Source organism: Achromobacter kerstersii (genome assembly GCF_902859595.1).
Classification (GTDB): Bacteria; Pseudomonadota; Gammaproteobacteria; order Burkholderiales; family Burkholderiaceae_B; genus Achromobacter; species Achromobacter kerstersii.
Genome location: NZ_CADIJQ010000001.1, coordinates 78,942 through 97,936 on the forward strand (window position 1 = coordinate 78,942; position 18,995 = coordinate 97,936).

The 18,995-nt window shown below is 64.5% G+C and carries 17 protein-coding genes; 14 read left to right on the forward strand and 3 right to left on the reverse strand.

Features of this window, described 5'->3' with window-relative positions:
* Nucleotides 1-66 precede the first annotated feature (66 nt).
* Genes flhB through flhF form a run of 3 tightly spaced genes read left to right on the forward strand, consistent with a single transcriptional unit; the run spans nt 67 to nt 6,392 of the window.
* Nucleotides 67-1,221: a flagellar biosynthesis protein FlhB gene (gene flhB, locus HV765_RS00340; RefSeq protein ID WP_054425967.1), complete on the forward strand. Its 1,155-nt coding sequence runs from the start codon at nt 67-69 to the stop codon at nt 1,219-1,221.
* Between the two features lie 3 nt (nt 1,222-1,224).
* Nucleotides 1,225-3,345, forward strand: coding sequence for a flagellar biosynthesis protein FlhA (gene flhA / locus HV765_RS00345; protein ID WP_054425965.1), 2,121 nt, complete (start codon nt 1,225-1,227; stop codon nt 3,343-3,345).
* The gene (flhF, locus tag HV765_RS00350) at nt 3,342-6,392 is read left to right on the forward strand and encodes a flagellar biosynthesis GTPase FlhF (RefSeq protein WP_175168425.1); all 3,051 of its coding nucleotides are present in this window, start codon (nt 3,342-3,344) and stop codon (nt 6,390-6,392) included. The genes flhA and flhF overlap by 4 nt, the downstream gene beginning before the upstream one ends.
* Before the next feature lie 77 nt (nt 6,393-6,469).
* Here flhF and HV765_RS00355 read toward each other — a convergent pair whose 3' ends face one another.
* The 3 genes from HV765_RS00355 to flgA form a co-directional block, all read right to left on the reverse strand.
* Nucleotides 6,470-6,946, reverse strand: a complete 477-nt coding sequence (locus HV765_RS00355; RefSeq protein WP_054426349.1) for a flagella synthesis protein FlgN — start codon at nt 6,944-6,946, stop codon at nt 6,470-6,472.
* Between the two features lie 51 nt (nt 6,947-6,997).
* A complete protein-coding gene (gene flgM / locus HV765_RS00360; RefSeq protein ID WP_054425961.1) occupies nt 6,998-7,291 on the reverse strand; it encodes a flagellar biosynthesis anti-sigma factor FlgM in 294 nt (97 codons plus the stop codon).
* Between the two features lie 127 nt (nt 7,292-7,418).
* Complete coding sequence (flgA, locus tag HV765_RS00365) at nt 7,419-8,135, reverse strand: flagellar basal body P-ring formation chaperone FlgA (RefSeq protein ID WP_054425959.1); 717 nt, start codon at nt 8,133-8,135, stop codon at nt 7,419-7,421.
* Nucleotides 8,136-8,312: 177 nt separating this feature from the next.
* Between flgA and flgB the strand changes: the two genes are divergently transcribed.
* From flgB to flgL, 11 genes are all read left to right on the forward strand, one after another.
* The gene (flgB, locus tag HV765_RS00370) at nt 8,313-8,720 is read left to right on the forward strand and encodes a flagellar basal body rod protein FlgB (protein WP_054426348.1); all 408 of its coding nucleotides are present in this window, start codon (nt 8,313-8,315) and stop codon (nt 8,718-8,720) included.
* 22 nt (nt 8,721-8,742) lie between these two features.
* Entirely contained in the window at nt 8,743-9,162 is a 420-nt protein-coding gene (flgC, locus tag HV765_RS00375) for a flagellar basal body rod protein FlgC (RefSeq protein WP_054425957.1), read from the forward strand.
* Between the two features lie 20 nt (nt 9,163-9,182).
* Nucleotides 9,183-9,881: a FlgD immunoglobulin-like domain containing protein gene (locus HV765_RS00380; RefSeq protein ID WP_175168426.1), complete on the forward strand. Its 699-nt coding sequence runs from the start codon at nt 9,183-9,185 to the stop codon at nt 9,879-9,881.
* A gap of 73 nt (nt 9,882-9,954) precedes the next feature.
* The gene (locus tag HV765_RS00385) at nt 9,955-11,421 is read left to right on the forward strand and encodes a flagellar hook-basal body complex protein (RefSeq protein WP_054425953.1); all 1,467 of its coding nucleotides are present in this window, start codon (nt 9,955-9,957) and stop codon (nt 11,419-11,421) included.
* Nucleotides 11,422-11,459: 38 nt separating this feature from the next.
* Nucleotides 11,460-12,221, forward strand: coding sequence for a flagellar basal body rod protein FlgF (locus tag HV765_RS00390; protein ID WP_054425951.1), 762 nt, complete (start codon nt 11,460-11,462; stop codon nt 12,219-12,221).
* 63 nt (nt 12,222-12,284) lie between these two features.
* On the forward strand, nt 12,285-13,070 hold the full coding sequence (gene flgG, locus HV765_RS00395; RefSeq protein WP_006224597.1) for a flagellar basal-body rod protein FlgG: 786 nt from the start codon (nt 12,285-12,287) through the stop codon (nt 13,068-13,070).
* Complete coding sequence (locus tag HV765_RS00400; RefSeq protein WP_054425947.1) at nt 13,070-13,759, forward strand: flagellar basal body L-ring protein FlgH; 690 nt, start codon at nt 13,070-13,072, stop codon at nt 13,757-13,759. Before flgG ends, HV765_RS00400 begins: the two co-directional genes overlap by 1 nt.
* Before the next feature lie 2 nt (nt 13,760-13,761).
* Complete coding sequence (locus tag HV765_RS00405) at nt 13,762-14,898, forward strand: flagellar basal body P-ring protein FlgI (RefSeq protein WP_054425945.1); 1,137 nt, start codon at nt 13,762-13,764, stop codon at nt 14,896-14,898.
* A gap of 5 nt (nt 14,899-14,903) precedes the next feature.
* A complete protein-coding gene (gene flgJ, locus HV765_RS00410; protein ID WP_054425943.1) occupies nt 14,904-15,881 on the forward strand; it encodes a flagellar assembly peptidoglycan hydrolase FlgJ in 978 nt (325 codons plus the stop codon).
* Between the two features lie 73 nt (nt 15,882-15,954).
* The gene (gene flgK / locus HV765_RS00415) at nt 15,955-17,628 is read left to right on the forward strand and encodes a flagellar hook-associated protein FlgK (RefSeq protein WP_175168427.1); all 1,674 of its coding nucleotides are present in this window, start codon (nt 15,955-15,957) and stop codon (nt 17,626-17,628) included.
* 47 nt (nt 17,629-17,675) lie between these two features.
* The gene (gene flgL, locus HV765_RS00420) at nt 17,676-18,920 is read left to right on the forward strand and encodes a flagellar hook-associated protein FlgL (RefSeq protein ID WP_054425939.1); all 1,245 of its coding nucleotides are present in this window, start codon (nt 17,676-17,678) and stop codon (nt 18,918-18,920) included.
* Nucleotides 18,921-18,995 lie beyond the last annotated feature (75 nt).

Here is an 18,995-nt window from a genome sequence, read left to right on the forward strand (position 1 = left end):
CCTCCTAGAATCTCGGCGGGTGGTTCGTGATCCCAAAATCCGCGAACCGCAATTACATCGCAGAGCATGGCCGAAGAAAGCGACCTCGAAAAATCCGAAGCCGCCTCTCCCAGGCGCCTGGAAAAGGCGCGCGAGGAGGGGCAGATTGCACGTTCCCGGGAATTGGGAACGTTCATGATGCTGGCCGCCGGTGTCGGCGTGATCTGGATGGGCGGCGGCTCGCTCTACCAGGGCTTGAGCGGCGTGTTGCGCAACGGCCTGGCGTTCGACCAGCGCATTGTGACGGACCCGGGCGTGATGGTGGAGCTGGCGGTTGATGGCTTCGGCCACGCCTTGCTGGCGACGATGCCCGTCTTCGGCGTGCTGGTCGTGATCGCCATTCTGTCCAGCGTGCTGCTGGGCGGCATCGTGATTTCGGGCAAGCCGCTACAGGCCAATTTTTCCAAGCTCAGCTTGTTCGCCGGCCTGAAGCGGATGTTCTCGTCGCAAACGGTGGTTGAGCTGATCAAGGCGCTGGCCAAGGCCTTGCTGGTGGGCGGCGTGGCCGTCTGGGTGATCTGGCGCTACCACGACGACATGCTGGGCCTGATGCACGTGGCCCCGTCGGCCGCGCTGATCAAGGCGCTGTCGCTGGTGGCGATGTGTTGCGCGTTCATCGTGGCGTCGCTGCTGGTCATTGTGATGCTGGATGTGCCATGGCAGATCTGGAGCCACCTGAAAAAGCTGCGCATGTCCAAAGAAGATGTGCGCCAGGAACACAAGGAAAGCGAAGGCGACCCGCACGTGAAGGCCCGCATCCGCCAGCAGCAGCGCCAGGCGGCGCGCCGCCGGATGATGTCCGAAGTGCCCAAGGCCGACGTGGTGGTGACCAACCCCACGCACTATGCCGTGGCGCTGAAGTATGACGAAGACAAGAACGGCGCCCCGCGCGTCATCGCCAAGGGCACCGGCCTGATCGCGGCGAAGATCCGCGAGCTGGCCGCTGAAAACCGTATTCCCACATTGGAAGCGCCGCCGTTGGCGCGCGCATTGCATCAACACGTCGAGCTGGGGCAAGAAATCCCGGCCGAGCTATATACCGCGGTGGCGGAAGTGCTGGCGTGGGTTTTCCAGCTGCGTTCGTGGCGCTCAGGATGGGGGGTTGAACCGACGGCCCCGACCAAACTGGCCGTGCCCGCCGCACTGGACCCGCAGGCAACAACCGCAGCACAAGGAGTCTAAGGAATGAGCGCTTTGCTCACCATGTTGAAGAGTAGCGGAGCCGGCCACGCGCGGCTCCTGGCGGGTCCGATCCTGATCGTGATGGTGCTGGGCATGATGGTGCTGCCCCTGCCCACGTTCCTGCTGGACTTGCTGTTCACCTTCAACATTGCGTTGTCTGTGATGATCCTGCTGGTGGCCATGTTCACACGCAAGCCGCTGGACTTTGCCGCGTTCCCGGCCGTGCTGTTGTTTGCAACCCTGCTGCGCCTGTCGCTGAACGTGGCGTCTACCCGCGTCGTGCTGCTCAACGGCCACACGGGTCCGGATGCGGCCGGTAAGGTGATTGAGGCCTTCGGGCACTTCCTGGTGGGCGGCAACTTCGCCGTCGGGATCATCGTGTTCGTGATTCTGACCATCATCAACTTCATCGTCATCACCAAGGGTGCGGGCCGTATCGCCGAAGTGGGCGCGCGGTTCACCCTCGACGCCATGCCCGGCAAGCAGATGGCCATTGACGCTGACTTGAACGCCGGACTGATCGGCGAAGACGAAGCACGCCGCCGCCGCGCGGAAGTCTCGCAGGAATCGGACTTCTTCGGCTCGATGGACGGCGCCAGCAAGTTCGTGCGCGGCGACGCCATCGCCGGCCTGTTGATCATGGCGATCAACATCATCGGCGGCCTGATCGTCGGCGTGGCGCAGCACGATATGTCGATGGGCGATTCGGCCCGCGTGTACACGCTGCTGACTATCGGTGACGGCCTGGTCGCCCAGATCCCGGCGCTGGTGATCTCCACCGCCGCGGGTGTGGTCGTGTCGCGCGTGTCGACCGACCAGGACATCGGCCAGCAGATCATCAGCCAGCTGTTCTCGAACCCGGCCGTGCTGTTCCTGACGGCTGGCATCATCGGCATCATGGGCCTGATTCCCAACATGCCGCACATTGCCTTCCTGACCTTGGCCGGTGCGCTGGGCTGGGGCGGATGGATGTTGACCAAGAAGCGCCAGAAAGCGGCGCAAGCGGCCGAAGAGGTGCCGCCGCAGGCGATCACCCAAGCGCAGGCCGCTGCGGCCGAAGCCAGCTGGGATGACGTGTCCATGGTGGATCAGCTGGGCCTGGAAGTGGGCTACCGGCTGATTCCGCTGGTAGACCACGCGCAGAACGGCGAACTGCTGCATCGCATTCGCAGCCTGCGCAAGAAGTTCGCGCAGGACGTCGGCTTTCTGCCGCCGGTGGTGCACATTCGCGACAACCTGGAGCTCAAGCCCAACGACTACCGCATCCTGCTGTCGGGCGTGGAAGTGGGCCATGGCGTGGCGATGCCGGGCCAGTGGCTGGCCATCGACCCGGGCGGCGTCACGATGCAGATCAAGGGCACGCCCACCACCGACCCGGCGTTCGGCCTGCCGGCGCTGTGGATCGACGGGGGCTTGCGCGATCAGGCGCAAGTGGCTGGTTATACCGTGGTGGATGCTGGCACCGTTGTCGCCACCCACCTGAACCATCTGATGCACCGCCACGGCTCGAACTTGCTGGGCCGCCAGGAAGTGCAGCAACTGCTGGACCGTATCGGCCGCGACGCGCCCAAGCTGGTCGAGGACCTGGTGCCCAAGACGCTGTCTCTGACCGCGCTGCAAAAGGTGCTGCAAGGCTTGCTGTCGGAAGAAGTGCCGATCCGCGACATGCGCACCATCATCGATACGCTGTCCGAACACGGCCCGCGCCTGGCGGCGCAGGCGGCCGGTTCTGGTGGCCAGCCCGATATCAACGAGCTGATCATGCTGGTCCGCCGTTCGCTGGGCCGCGCGATCACGCAGCAATGGTTCCCGGGCGAGGGCGAGCTGCGGGTCATCGGGCTGGATGTGAAGCTGGAGCGTGTGCTGTCGCAAGCCATGACGACCAGCGGCGGCTTGGAGCCGGGCCTGGCCGATACGCTGCTGCGCGAAACGCAAGCGGCGGTCGAGCGCCAGGAATCGCAGGGCAACGCGCCGGTGCTGCTGGTGTCGCCGGTCTTGCGCGCGCCGCTGTCGCGCTTCCTGCGCCACCACTTGCCGCAGTTGGGTGTGTTGTCGAATACGGAAATTCCCGATGAGCGCATGGTCCGCGTGACCGCGCTGATTGGCGGGAGCAATGGGCAATGAAGATAAGCCGCTTTTTTGGCGTCAACAGCCGTGAAGTGATGCGCCAGGTGCGCCAGGTGCTGGGGCCGGACGCGCTGATCGTGTCGAACCGCAGTGTGGATGGCGGCGTGGAAGTGCTGGCCACGGTTGAAGGTGCGTTCGACGACGCGGCTTCCGAAACACCGCAACGCGAGGCCGCGCCGGCTTCGGGTCATGCGATGACGCCCGCTGCGGCGCCGGCTGGGGTGCCCTTGACTGTGCCCTTGTCTGTGCCCTTGACTGTGCCAGTGACTGCGCCTGCGCCCGCGACGGCGGCGCCTTTTCCGTCTTATGCGGCCCCGGCCCCGGCCACAACGGAGCGCGCTTATGCGGCGCCCGCCGCGATGCCGCAGACCAGCTATTCGACGCCGTCCAGGTCGATCGCCGCCTATCAATCCGCCTACGCCTCGTCGGCGTCGCCGGAAGAGGAGGGGGCTGACGAGCAGGACATCGTGCCGCATGCCGCCCCGCCGTCCACCCGATATCCCGCGCCGCTCCAGCCCGCTACGCCGCCCGTGGCGTTGCAGCCCGCTGCCCCGTCGGCCGCTGCCGCGCAGCCCGCTGCCCCGTCGCCCGCTGCCTTCCAAACCGCTGCACCCGCCGCACTTTCTCCGCTTGCCGCTGCGGCAACCCGGGTTGAACTGCCGGCCTTGCCCCCCGCACGGCCATCCGTAAGCGCGCCGCCGCCCGCGGCCATGCCCGCGCCGGGCCGGATTGCGCCCGCCGCGCCTGCTGCCTATGCCGCTCCAGCTGCACCGGCACCGTCCGCTGCGTCGGCGACACCGGCAGCCCCTGCCCCCTATGCCGCGCCTGCGCCCACGCCCGCGCCTGCGCCTGCGCCTTCCATGGCCCGCACACCGGACGCGCCGTTGCGCCATGCGCCGCCTGCGCCGTCCGCTGCGCTGCCGACCGATACCGCCGCAGGCTTGCAAGACGCCATCAGCGCCTTGCGCGGCGCGCTGGAAACTCGTATGGACGGCCTGCTCTGGGGTGGCCGTCAAGGCACGGCCCGCGAACCTGCCGCCGCTGCGTTGTTCCGCAGCTTGTTGGACGCGGGCTTCAGCACGAAGCTCGTGCGCGCGCTGGTGGACCGATTGCCGCAGGGGATGTCCGCCGACGCCGCGCAAGCCTGGGCGCGCAACGAGCTGGTCACGCACCTGCCCGTCGTCGCATCCGAAGATGAATTCCTGGCCGGCGGCGTGTATGCGCTGGTTGGCCCCACGGGCGTAGGCAAGACCACCACGCTGGCCAAGCTGGCCGCACGCTGCGTGGCCCGTGAAGGCCGTGATCAGGTTGCGATGCTGACGACCGACCTGTTCCGGATCGGTGCGTTGGAACAGTTGCAGATCTATGGCCGCTTGATGGGTGTGCCGGCGCATTCGGTGCGCGATGCCGGCGAGCTGCGCCGCATTCTGACCGAACTGGGCAACCGCAAGATTGTGCTGATCGACACCACCGGCATCAGCCAGCGCGACCGCCTGGTGGCCGAGCAAGCCGCGATGCTGTGTAACGCCGGCAAGCCCGTGCGCCGCCTGCTGGTGCTGAACGCCGCCAGTCAGGGCGACACGCTGGACGAAGTGGCGCACGCCTACCGCAACGGCGTGGGCGAGGACGTGGCCGGTTGCATCATCACCAAGCTGGACGAAGCGACCCGGCTGGGCGCGGCGCTGGACACGGCGATCCGCCACCGGCTGCCCATCCACTACATGTCGGTCGGGCAGAAGGTGCCTGAGCACATGGAGCTGGCGCGCGCGGACGTGCTGATCGACCGCGCTTTCAGCATGGTGGAACGCGCTCGCGCGCTGTACACGCCGAGCGAGGCCGATCTGGCGTCGCTGATGCCGCCGGCCCGTGATGCCGATGCCGTCGACCCGGCGCGCCGCCGCCAGCTGCTGGCCTCGGCGATTCTGCGTCCGCAAGGCGGCTCGGCCTCGATTACCGCCGCGCAGAATCTGGATCACACGATCGCCATGCTGGATAGCGATCCGGCTTGCGTGCAGGCGCGCGCGTCATGGCGCGAGTATGTCGGCGACGGCGCGGGCGCAAGCCTGGCCGCGCTGGGCGATGAGCCGCTGGCGATGGTGCGCCGCGAATTTTCGGCCCAAAGCAACCGCCATCTGCTGGTGATGCACGGCAAGACCAGCATGAAGGGCGATGGCCTGCCGGGCGGTTCGCTGATGGGCTCGCTGCTGATGAGCGATCGCGGCGTGGCTCTCGCGGCGCCGGCGCAGCAACTGGCGCTGGCCCACGGCATGTTGACGTCCTTCGCACCCGCCGCGCCCGGTTTGCCGGATGCCGGCCCGGCGTTGGAGGCGCGCGTGCGCTGGCTGGGCGAGCAGTTGCCGCGCCTGCCGCTGGTGCACATGCTGGAGGCGGGCACATCCGCTTTGTGGCAATCGCTAAGCGGGCAGGGCGTGTCATGGGTGGCGCGCAGCCCCGGCGGCATGCGCGTGATTCAAGATGAATGTCCGACGAATTTGAATGCGGTCGGCAAGAGCGTCGGCTATCTGCCGGTTGGCCAGCCGGGCGACATGCCGGGCCTGATCAGCGAGACGGCGGGCAAGCGCGTGGCGCTGGCGCTTTGGGCCTCAGGCACGGAAATCACGTTGCCGGGGCGTGGCGAGGGTGCAACGATGCGTCTGGTCTGCGCGCGCCTGATCGATACGGTCAGCGGCGAGATCGCCGGCCAATTGTTCGGCCTGACCAATCTGCCGGCCTCCCAGGCGGATGCCGCGACGGTGGCGCGCTGGCTCGTGCTGCAAGACGAGGCCAAGGCAAGCTTCCGGTATCTGGCCAGCGCCTGGCAGGCCTTGCCCGCGGTGGATGGCGCACACACCTTGGCGCGCCAGTCGCTGATGGCCGGCCAGTTGGCCGCGGCCTGCTGGCAGATGGCGCATTCGCCTGCTGCCGACGTAGTGCGCGGCCCCTTGTCGGGCATCATGGGTTCCGAGCGCAAGCTATCGGGCCGCCTGCTGCCCGTTGCCATTCTGAAAATGTTTGCGATGCTGGAAATGACGGGCAGCGTCTGATGGGCTGCGCATAACGAAAAGGCGACGCATGGCGTCGCCTTTTTTATGCCTGGGAAAGGGCAAATGCGCCCGCGGAATCAGCCCGCCACGATCGGCTTGCGTCCCGGTGCGCCGCGCGCGCCACGGCCACTGGCGTCATAGGTGGCGTTCACGCCCACGCCGCCGATGTTGCGCAGCGCGTCCAGCGATTGCTGGGTATAGCGCAGATGCACATCAATCAGCGCGCCGTTGCGCATATTGATTTCGTTTGCCGAGGCCGACTTGGTCAGCAGCGCATGCCAGGTGTCCGACAGCTGCGGGTGCAGCACAGCCGCTTGTTCCGTGCCGGCGTGCCCGATGGGCAGGCCGATTTCGGACAGCAGGCCGTCGCGCGTGTCGCTCAAGTCCACCAATTGCTGGGCGACACGGCCCTTGCGTTCGGTGATGGCCTGCAACGCGCCGACATTGCCCGGGCCGACCAAGACTTCGGTCTCTTCTTCCAAGATGGCCGAAAACTCGGTGATCAGGGCATCTTCCTGCCGCATGCAGGCCTGGAGGGAGTCGACGGGATTCATGGTCATGCTTCGAAGGCGGTAGGGCGGTGAACGGGATGGGCTGCGCGGGAATTACTTCAGCAGATCGCGCGCACTGGCGATCAGGCTGTCAGCAATTTTGCCGGTGTCGATCTTCAGCTGGCCGGAGGCGATCGCGGCACGAATGGCGGCCACGCGCTCGACGTTGATGTCGTTCGAACCGTCTTGCAGGGCCAGCATCTTGCGCGACGCCGAGCTCAGCGCGACTTGCGAGCTGCTGGAGCCCGTCCCGTTGCTGGCGCCATACGCCTGTGCAACGGCGGATTCCGGGCGTTGGCCAACGGCGTCGGCCGAGAGGGGCCGGTTGGAGGTCGAATTGATTTTCAAGGTTTTCTCCGCAGGGCGTCCTGGGTCGGTTTGCGACGGATACGCCTACTTATGTCTCTGTAACGTCAGGTCTGGCCGGAACTTTAGGGCAGTCCGTCCGTTGGTGCTGCGCGATTTGTAACACTACCTACAGTTGTATTTCAACCAGACCGGCGTTGCGGACCACGCCGCTGACGACCTGGCCGTTGGCCGTCCGCACCTGCACCATCGCGCCCGGCGCGCCATTGTCCATCGCCTGGCCTTCGCTGCTGACCACGAAACCGTTGCCGCGCGCATTGATCCGCACGTTCGACCCGCGCACCACCGATTGCGCGTTGCGCAACGACGAACCCCGCACCGGTTGCCCGGCGTTGATGCGGTAAGCGGCCGTCATGCCCACCACGGTTTGCGGGTCGGTGATGGCGCCGGGCGGCAGCGACACCAGATCGCCATCCCGGGGGGAGAGGTCATCCGGCGTCAGCGCCTGGCCCGCCGAAATCATCCGCGAGGCGACGTAATAGTAGCCGGGCACGCTGACGGTGGCCTGGACGTACGTGGTCCAGGGCTTGGGCGCGTTGCAGCGCACGCCGACCGTCATCCGCGACCGCAGTTTCATGCCCGACGGCATAAATGGGGACATCGCATCGCACGGCGCCAGCCGCTCGGTGCGCGGCGGGTCGATCGCCACCGATGGCTGGCCGGGCAGGCCGGACAGCTGATCCATCAGATAGCCCTGCGCCGCGATGACGATCGCTTCGGGCGGCTGGCTGGCGGCGTCCTGCGCCAGCGCGGCGCCGGAGAAGGCCAGCAGCGCCAGGGCGGTGAGGCTTGCGCGCGCGCGGAGGAGTCGTGCGGAGATTTTCATGATGACTGAATTGTAGAAGTCCGCCGCACTTGGCAATACGTGAATTGGATGAGAAATGGCGGGTTATTTGGCTGATTGTGTTTCACCGCCGGCCCCTATGATTCGGTCATCCAATGGGATAACGGTGTGTCCGGAATCCCTTGCTCGATCCGAATTGCAACGCAAGAAGGCGCCACGATGCTAGACAGGCTTAACGAAGATTTCCGGTTCTACCAGCAGGCGCTCGCGCTGCGCGCGCAGCGCCAGGAAGTGCTGTCGTCGAACATCGCGAACGCCGACACGCCGAACTACAAGGCCCGCGATTTTGATTTCAAGACCGCGATGGAAAACGCCATGGAAGGCTCAAAGCGCCTGTCCGACACCTCGCTCACCTTGACTTCCGCGCGCCACATTCCCGCCAAGGCCGTGTCGCAAGGCCCGACCGACCTGCTGTACCGCCTGCCGTACCAGCCCAGCATGGACGGCAACACGGTGGACATGGATATCGAGCGCGTGCAGTTCGCCGACAACACGCTGCATTACCAAAGCACCATGCAGCTCGTCTCCGGGCGCATCCGGACGATGATGTCCGCCATTCAAGAATGATCCATAACGGGAGCGACAGGCAATGTCCTTGTTGAGCATTTTCGATATCGCCGGCTCGGCGCTCAGCGCGCAGTCGCAACGCATGAACGTGTCGGCCAGCAATATGGCCAACGCCGACAGCGTCATCGGCCCGGACGGCCAGCCCTATCGCGCCCGTCAGGTCGTGTTCCAGGTCAACCCGGCCCCCGGCCAGGCGATGGGCCAGGAAATTGGCGGCGTGCGCGTGGCTGGGGTCATTCAGGACCCGTCGCCGCTCAAGCAGGTCTACGACCCGAAGAATCCCCTGGCCGATGCCCAGGGCTATATCAGTATGCCCAACGTCGATCCGGTGGCCGAGACGGTCAACATGATTGCGGCGTCGCGCTCCTATCAGGCCAACGTCGAGGTGTTGAACACCGCGAAGTCCCTGATGCAGAAAACGCTGACCATTGGTCAATCCTAATTTCTTGACTGAGTGAATTCATGACCACCGTCGATCAAAACACCAGCACGACCGGCCTGGGCCTGGCGCAAGCGGGCTCTGGCAGCTCCATCACGGCGCAGGGCTTGCAAGACCAATTCTTGAAGCTGCTCGTGACGCAGTTGCAGAATCAGGACCCGCTTAACCCGATGCAGAACGCCGAGCTCACCTCGCAGATGGCGCAGATCGCGACGGTGGAAGGCGTGAACAACCTGAAGAACACGATGCTGGCCATCAGTGGCCAGATCGACGTGTCGCAGTCGATGAACGCCGTGTCGATGATCGGCAAGGGCGTGCTGATTCCGGGCACCAAGATCAAAGTTGGCGTCGACGGCGACAACGCCGCCGAACGTGTGGTCACGCCGTACGGCCTGGATCTGCAAGCCGATGCGCAGAAGGTGCAGGTTCGCATTTCGGATGCGAACGGCGCAGTGGTGCGCACGATCGAAATGGGTGAACAGAAAGCCGGCGTGTACACGCTGGATTGGGATGGCAAGAACGACAACGGTGTGGCGATGGAGCCGGGCGCGTACACCGTGTCCGTGTTGGCGACGGATGGTGACAGCAAGAAGGTTAATGCCGAAGTGCTGAGCTACGGCATGGTCAAGAGCGTGGCGTATTCCACCAACGGCCTGCGTCTGGATCTTGGCCTGGACGGCCAGACCAGCATGCTGGACGTGCGCAAGGTGATCGGCGCCTGATCGGGGCGCACATGAATCGGTGCCGGCGCATGGGCGGCGGCTTCACTACCTAAAGAAATTAGCGAGAGAAAACATGGGCTTCGGACAAGGATTGAGCGGCTTGAACGCCGCTGCGCAGAACCTGGACGTCATCGGCAACAACATCGCCAACTCTGGCACGGTCGGCTTCAAGTCGGCGACGGCGTCGTTCGCCGACGTGTACGCCAGCTCCCGCGTGGGCCTGGGCGTCAAAGTGGCTGCCATCAACCAGCGCTTCACGGTCGGTACCGTGCAAGGCGGCGGCGGTGAATACGACATCGCGATTGACGGCGCCAAGGGCATGTTCCGCGTGACCGACCAAAGCGGCGCGGTGATGTATTCGCGCAACGGCGAATTCCTGGTCGACAAGAACAACTTCATCGTCAACGCCCAAGGCTACCGCCTGACGGGTTACCCCCCCGGCGCCATTGGCGCGAACCCGGTGGAACTGCAATTGCCGACCGCCAACGTGGCGCCGCTGGCAACCAGCACCGGCACGACGGTGGCCAACCTGGACGCCAACGCCAAGGTGGTGTACCTGACGGACACGGTCACGTCGCCGGCCGTCAACGGTTCGGTCTCGCTGGGCGGCACGCCCTATGAATTCACGCGCGACGCCACGGGCAACCTGGTGTGGGCGGCGGGCGCACCCCCGGCCGGCACGTACGGCACTGCCCCGAACACCGTCGTTATCGACGGCGCGGGCGCCATCACGGGCGACATCACCCAGATCCCGGGCTACGTCAACTACACCGCCGCCGTCACCGAAATCGGCCGTCCGTTTGACCCGACCGTCTCCAACAGCTACACGAACGCGTCGCCCATGACCGTGTTCGACTCCCTGGGCAACTCGCACCAGGTGATGCAGTACTTCGTCAAGCGTCCGGCGGACGCCGCCGGCAACAGCGTCTATGACGTGTACTACACGATGGACGGCCAGGCCATGGCGCCCACGACGCAGGCCGCTGGCGTTTGGGGCACCCCCCAGCAGTTCACGTTCAACAAGGCCGGCGCCATGACCAGCGCCCCGGTTGTGACGCTGAGCTTTGCAGCGCCGGGCGGCACCACGACGCCCGCCGACCCGATCAGCATCGCCATGAACTACACGGGCACCACGCAGTACGGCAGCGACTACAAACTGGTCGCCAAGCCCAACGGCTACACGTCCGGCGAATTCAGCGGCATCAACATCGGCGGCGACGGCAGCCTGGTGGCCAGCTACACCAACGGCCAGACGCAAGTGGTCGGCAACATCGTGCTGGCTGACTTCTCGAACCTGCAAGGCCTGCAGCCGGTGGGCAACAACGCCTGGACCGAAACGGCCGCTTCCGGCCAGCCGATCCTGGGCCAGCCCGGCACCAACGGCATGTCCAAGGTGGTGGGTCAGGCGACGGAAGCGTCCAACGTGGACATGAGCAAGGAGCTGGTCAACATGATCATCGCCCAGCGCACCTACCAGGCCAACTCGCAAACCATCAAGACCCAGGACGAAATCATGCAAGTCCTGATGAACCTGAAGTAAAGCCTGACAGGCCAGCGACGACACCGACGGAATAGGCAATGGACAGAATCATCTACACCGCCATGAATGGCGCAGCGCGTATCACTGAGCATCAGGCCGCGCTCTCCAACAACATGGCCAACGTGAACACGACGGGCTTTCGCGAGCAGATCGCGCTGTACCGCTCGGTTCCGGTGACGGACGGGGTGAGTCTGCCGACGCGGGTTTCGACGGTGGCGTCGACGCCTGGCAACAGCTTTGAAATGGGCAATATGCAGACGACGGGCCGCGACCTGGACGTGGCGTTGTCCAGCGAAAACGGCTGGATCGCCGTGCAGACCCCGCAAGGCGAGGCCTACACGCGCGGCGGCAGCCTGCAAGTGGGCATCAACGGCCTGCTGCAAACGTCGCTGGGCCAGCCCGTGCTGTCAGACCAGGGCGGCCCGATCGACGTGCCTGACCAGGCCGCGCTGACGATTACGTCGGACGGCACGATCACCGCCATCGGCGCCGGCGACGGCCCGAACAATATTCTGAACCTGGGCCGCATCAAGCTGGCCAACCCGAACAACGCGCAGCTGGTGCATGGCGACGACGGCGTGTTCCGCCTGGCGCCCGTGAACGGCCAGCCCGCGCCGCCCGCGCCTGCTGACCCGAGCCTGCGCGTCTTGTCCGGCGTGCTGGAAGGCAGCAACACCAATCCGATGAAGGCGATGGTGGGCATGATCGAAAACGCTCGCCGTTTCGAGCAGCAGATGCAGGTGATCCAGCAGTCGGACCGCAACGCCGAACGCGCCAACGGGCTGTTGTCCGTTAGCTGATTCAGCCGCTGATTCAAACATTTTTCGCGCGCGGCCCAGCCGCGGCACCAGGAGTTTTTCATCATGATGCGTTCGTTGTGGATTGCCAAAACCGGCCTGGAAGGTCAACAGACCTCCATGGACGTGATCTCCAATAACTTGGCCAACGTCTCCACCAACGGGTTCAAGCGCGGCCGCGCCGTGTTTCAGGACCTGATGTACCAGACGCTGCGCCAGCCCGGCGCCCAAGTCGGCGATGCGACGCAACTGCCGTCCGGCCTGCAATTGGGTACGGGCGCGCGCGTGGCCGCCACCGAGCGCATCCACACCGAAGGCAACCTGAACAACACCGGTGGCGAAATGGATATCGCCATCAACGGACGCGGCTTCCTGCAGGTCGAGCTGCCCGATGGCACCCAGGGCTACACCCGTGACGGCGCGCTGCAACGCGACCAGAACGGCCAGCTGACCACCGTCAGCGGCTACGTGATCCAGCCGCCGATGAACGTGCCGGACAACGCCTTGTCGATCTCGATCGGCAAGGACGGCATCGTGTCGGTGACGCAACCTGGCGCCGCGGGCGTGAACGTGCAGATCGGCCAATTGCAGATCGCCACCTTCATCAACCCGACCGGCCTGCAAAGCATCGGCGAAAACCTGTATCTGGAAACCGACGCGTCGGGTCCGGCCAACCTGCTGCAACCGGGCGTGGACGGTGCGGGTTCGATCATGCAGAACTACGTAGAAACCTCGAACGTGAACGTCGCTGAAGAACTGGTCAACATGATCACGACCCAGCGCGCTTATGAAATGAACAGCAAGGCCGTCAAGACGTCCGACGAGATGCTGGCCCGCCTGTCCCAACTGTGATGCCCATGTCTGTCCTGCGTCTGGTTTTGTCTGCGGCGCTGGCTTTGCTGGCGGCCGGTTGCGCCATGATCCCGCCCGAGCCCATCGTGACCGGGCCGACGACGGCCGCACCGCCGCCGCCGCCGATGCCCATGGCGCAGCCCACGGGTTCGATCTATCAGCCCACGACTTACGGCAACTATCCGTTGTTCGAAGACCGCCGGCCGCGCAATGTGGGCGACATCGTCACCATCGTGCTGAACGAGCGCACCAACGCGTCCAAGAACGTCGCCACGAATACGAATCGCACCGGTTCGACCAACCTGGGCATTGCTGCCGCGCCGTCGTTCATGAACAGCTGGGCGAACGCGAATCTGAATACCGAGGCAACGGGCGGCAACGTCTCGCAGGGCAAGGGCGACAGCACCGCCAACAACGCCTTCACCGGCACCATCACCACCACGGTGGTCGGCGTAATGTCCAACGGCAACCTGCAAGTGGCCGGCGAAAAGCAGATCGCCATCAACCGCGGCAGTGAGTACGTTCGCTTTGCCGGGGTGGTTGATCCGCGCTCCATTACTGGCACGAATACCGTGTCGTCCACGCAAGTGGCCGACGCCCGCATCGAATACCGCAGCAAGGGCGTCATGGACGAAGTCCAGACCATGGGCTGGCTGCAACGCTTCTTCCTGATCGCATCGCCGTTCTGACCATGACACAACCGACTCCGATATCCGCCTTGCTGTCCTTGTTCGCCCGTGTCTGCGTGGCGGTCGGGCTGGTGGCCGGCGCCGGCGCTGCACAGGCCGAGCGGCTCAAGGACCTGGCCACGATCCAGGGCGTGCGGGGCAACCAGCTGATCGGCTACGGTCTGGTCGTGGGGCTGGATGGCAGCGGCGACCAGGTTCGCCAGACGCCGTTCACGCAGCAAAGCCTGACCAACATGCTGTCGCAGTTGGGCATTACGGTGCCTGCCGGCAGCAACATGCAGTTGAAGAACGTGGCGGCCGTGATGGTCACCACCACCTTGCCGGCGTTTGCCCGGCCCGGCCAGACGCTGGACGTGGTGGTGTCGTCGATGGGTAACGCCAAAAGCCTGCGCGGCGGCACCTTGCTGATGACGCCGCTCAAGGGCGCCGACAGCCAGGTCTACGCCATCGCCCAGGGCAACATCCTGGTGGGCGGCGCAGGCGCATCCGCCGGCGGCTCCAGCGTGCAGATCAACCAATTGAACGGCGGCCGCATCAGCGCGGGCGCCATCGTCGAGCGCGGCGTGCCCACCACGTTCTCGCGCGACGGCTACATTCATGTCGAGCTGAACAACACCGACTTCGGCACGGCGCAGAACGTGGCGTCGGCGCTGAACAAGAAGTTCGGCCAAGGCACGGCCACGGCGCTGGACGGCCGCGTCGTGCAAGTGCGCACGCCGATGGAACAGGCGTCGCAGGCGCGCTTTTTGTCGCAGGTGGAAGACATGCAGGTGGCGCGCGCGCCCACGGTCGCGAAGGTCATCATCAATGCGCGTACCGGCTCGGTCGTCATGAACCGCAACGTCATGATCGAAGAGGCGGCCGTGGCGCACGGCAACCTGTCGGTCATCATCAACCGCCAGAACCAGGTGTCGCAACCGGACACGCCGTTCACGGAAGGCCAGACGGTGGTGGTGCCCAATACCCAGATCGAAGTGCGCCAGGACAACGGATCGCTGCAACGCGTGAGCACCAGCGCCAACCTGGCTGACGTGGTCAAGGGCCTGAACGCCTTGGGCGCTACGCCGCAAGACCTGCTGGCTATCTTGCAGGCCATGAAAACCGCCGGCGCCTTGCGCGCCGAACTGGAAATCATCTGACGGCCATGGCAATTACTCAAGATGCGGCCCGGGGCGCAGCCCGCCAGGATTCGGTGTTTGACATGGGCCGCTTGTCGGACCTGAAGCGCGACGTCAAGAAAGACCCGGAAGGCACCGACCAGCAAAAGCAGGTGGCCAAGCAGTTCGAAGCCCTGTTCCTGCAAATGATGGTCAAGCGCATGCGCGAGGCGACGCCCAAAGAAGGGCTGTTCGACTCGCAGCAGACGCAGATGCTGCAATCCATGGCGGATGAGCAATTGGCGCTGCACCTGGCCACGCCGGGGATTGGGCTGTCGCAGTCCATCCTGGCGCAGATGCAGCAAGGCAAGCCCGCCGACGTGTCGGACGATGCGGTGAAGGCCATCGGGCAGGGCGCCGATCTGGATTTCCGCACTGGCGGCTCCCGTGAAGTGTCGGCGCTGCTGAACGTGATGCGCAACAACCGCGCCAGCGACCGCGCCTTGGCCGCGGCCGAAGGCGCACCCGAACACGTCGTGGATTTCGTGTCGAAGATGTCGCGCGCGGCCAATCTGGCGTCGCAGCAAAGCGGCGTGCCGGCGCGTCTGATCATGGGCCAGGCGGCGCTCGAATCCGGCTGGGGCCAGCGCGAAATCAAGCATTCCGACGGCAGCACCAGCTACAACCTGTTCGGTATCAAGGCGGGCGGCAGCTGGAAGGGCAAGGTCGTCAACGTGATGACCACCGAATACGAAGACGGTGTGGCGAAAAAGGTGACGCAACCTTTCCGCGCTTACGCCTCTTATGAGGAATCGTTTGCGGACTACGCCCGTTTGATCGGCAACAGCCCGCGCTACGAAGCCGTGACGCAGGCCCGCAACGAAATCGACGCGGCACGAAAGATCCAGGACGCGGGCTACGCGACCGACCCCCGCTATGCGCAAAAACTGATTGGCATCATGGGCCAGTTGCGCGGGGCGGCGACCAGCGTAGAAAAATCTCGCCAGATCTTGGAAGGACTCTAAATTTCGAGGATCTCCTGCCGTAAACGGAGTATCCAGGAATAACAGCTGTGGCTACATACAGGGCAATGTCAGCATGAATTTGTATAAAACGGCGCTAGGTGGGTTGAATGCTGCCCAGGCAGGCTTGGCAACGACCAGCCACAACATCAACAATGCCACCACGGTCGGCTATAACCGCCAACGCGTGATGACGTCCACCGCGGGCGCCCAGGCAACCAGCAACGGCTACATCGGCCGCGGCGTTCAGGTTGACACGGTCACGCGCAGCTACGACAGCTTCTTGTACAAGCAGCTGGTCGGCGCGCAGGGCAGCGGTGCTCAGCTTCAAGCCCAGTTTGACCAGGTCTCGCAGGTGAACAACCTGTTTGCAGACCGCACAGTTGGCATTGCCCCGGGGCTGACGAATTTCTTCTCGAGCATGAACGCGGTGGCAAGCGCGCCGGCAGATCCGGCCGCTCGCCAGGATTTGCTGGGCAAAGCGAACAGCCTGGCCACCCAGATCCGTTCGACCTATGCCGAAATGCAAAAGCAGCGTGAAGGGCTGAACACCCAGATCACGACGACGGTGGAGCAGGTCAACAGCTACCTGACCCGCATCGACGATCTGAACACGCAGATCTCGCTCGCCTCCGGCAAGGCCGGCGGCAGCCCCCCGAACGACTTGCTCGACCAGCGCGATCAAGCCGTCATGGAACTGAACCAGCTCGTGGGCATCACGACCTACGAGCAAGGTGACAAGATCAATATTTCGCTGGCCAAGGGCGGCCAGTCGCTGTTGTCGGGCAACACGATCTATCCGCTGCAAGCCGTGCCGTCGTCCTCGGACGCGAGCCGTACCGTGCTGGCCTACACCTTGCCTGCCGGTTCGGGCAAGACCGTCGCCGTGGAGCTGAACGACACGGAAGTCACTGGCGGCAAGCTAGGCGGCCTGCTGCAATTCCGCGCGGAATCGCTGGACGTCATGCAGAGCCAGCTGGGCCAGATGGCCGTTGGCTTGGCGATGTCTTTCAACGAGCAGCACAAGCAGGGTCTGGACCAGAACGGCAATCCGGGCACCGATTTCTTCGGTATTTCTTCTCCCGAAGCCGTGCCGAACACACAGAACAAGAGCAACGCGCAGATTACTGGCGAATTCACGAACCTGGCCAACATCAACGCCAAGGAATACGAGATTTCGTTCGACGGCACGAATTATCAGGTCGTGCGCATGCCGGGCGGTACGCAGGTCTACAACGGCCCCGCCACGGGCACGCCGCCGAACGCCACCCTGAACATGGAAAGCGAGATGGGCGTGACGTTGACGATCAACGCCCCGCCCCAGGCAGGCGACAAGTGGGCGCTGGCGCCCACGCGCAACGCGGCACGTGACATTGAAGTGCTGATCACCGATCCCGAAAAGATCGCCGCCGCCGACGCCGCAGGCGGTGACGCCAACGGCAAGAACGCCCTGAAGCTCGCGCAACTGCAAACTGCCAAGGTCCTGGGCCACGGCACGATGAGCACCACCGACATGTTCGCGCAGGTCGTGAACACGGTAGGCGTTCAGACGGCGCAGGCCAAATCGGCTGCTACCGCACAGGCCAACCTGATCAAGCAGACCACGTCCGCGCAACAGTCCGTGTCGGGCGTCAACCTGAACGAAGAGTACGTGAGCCTGTCGCTGTACCAAGAGCAGTATCAGGCCAGCGCCCGCATTATCGATGTGGCCAGCACGATTTTCGACACGCTGTTGGGTCTGCGTAGCTGATTTGAGCGTTGAACTGTGATTACTAAAAAGAATTTCGGAGTTGCACCATGCGCCTGAGCACCACGATGATGTACACGAACGGCCTGAGCGGCGTTCTCGCTCAGGAATCCGACATGAACCGCCTGGTAGAACAGATCGGCAGCGGCCGTAAGTTCTTGACGCCGGCGGATGATCCCTTGTCGGCGGCCTTATCCATTGGCGTGGCCCAGACGCAAAGCATCAATTCGACGTACGCCTCGAACCGTGCGACCGCCAATACGAATCTTGGCCAGGAAAGCAATACGCTGGACGCGGTCAAGAATGTGCTGCAGGACGCGCGTACCCGGGTGGTGCAGGCGGGCGGCGTGCTCTCCGATAGCGATCGCCAAAGCTTGTCCACCGCGCTGAAAAGCACGCGTGAAGCGTTGCTGGGTTTGGCCAATACGACTGATGGCAGCGGTCAGTACCTGTTTTCGGGTAACGACGGCAGCGTGGCGCCTTACTCCAAGGACGCCAGCGGCAATATTCAATACAGCGGTTCGGTCGGCGAGCGCACCATTCAAGTAGATCAGAGCCGTCAATTGTCCACCAGCGATCTGGGTGTCGACGTCTTCGGCCGCGCCAATCCGGGCTCGCAAGCCTATGTGGCATCCACGCCCGCCACCAACACCGGCACCGCGCAGTTCGGCTCCGTGTCTGTGACGCCGGGCGCTGCCAATCAGGGCAAGAATTTCAGCGTGACGTTCGAGGCCGACGCCTCCGGCGCCATGGGTTTTCGCGTGACCACGACTGACGCCAATGGCGGCAACCCCGTGACCGTGCCGGACCCGTCCCAGCCCGCGACGCCTTACGCCGATGGCACCGCCATCGACTTTGGCGGCGTTTCGGTGGTGATCACCGGTGCGCCCAAAGCCAATGACACGATCAACGTCGAGAGCGTGCAGTCCGCAGATATGGACGTGTTCTCCACGCTGGACGACCTCATCTCTGCCTTGGACGCTCCCAGCAATGGGGACCCTGTCGCAACGGCCCGCGTGACCAACGCCCTGGCGACCGCGAACAAGAAGTTGTCGAACAGCTATGACAACGTCCTGACCGTGAACGCATCGGTTGGCGCCCGGATGAATGAGCTGGAAGCGCTGGACGCGACCGGCACGAAAAAGGGCCTGACGTACGCCAAGTCGCTGTCCGATCTGGAAGACCTGGATTACTACTCGGGCGCCAGCCAGCTCGCCTTGCGCCAAGTGGCGCTGGCTGCGGCATCGTCGGCTTTCATGACCATTCAGGGATCAAGTTTGTTCAGCCGCAAATAATGCGGCAGTAGCCCTGTAGGCGCCCTTGGGGCGTAGCGATTTGCGGACGCTGCTGGCCTTGGGCCGGGGCGTCCG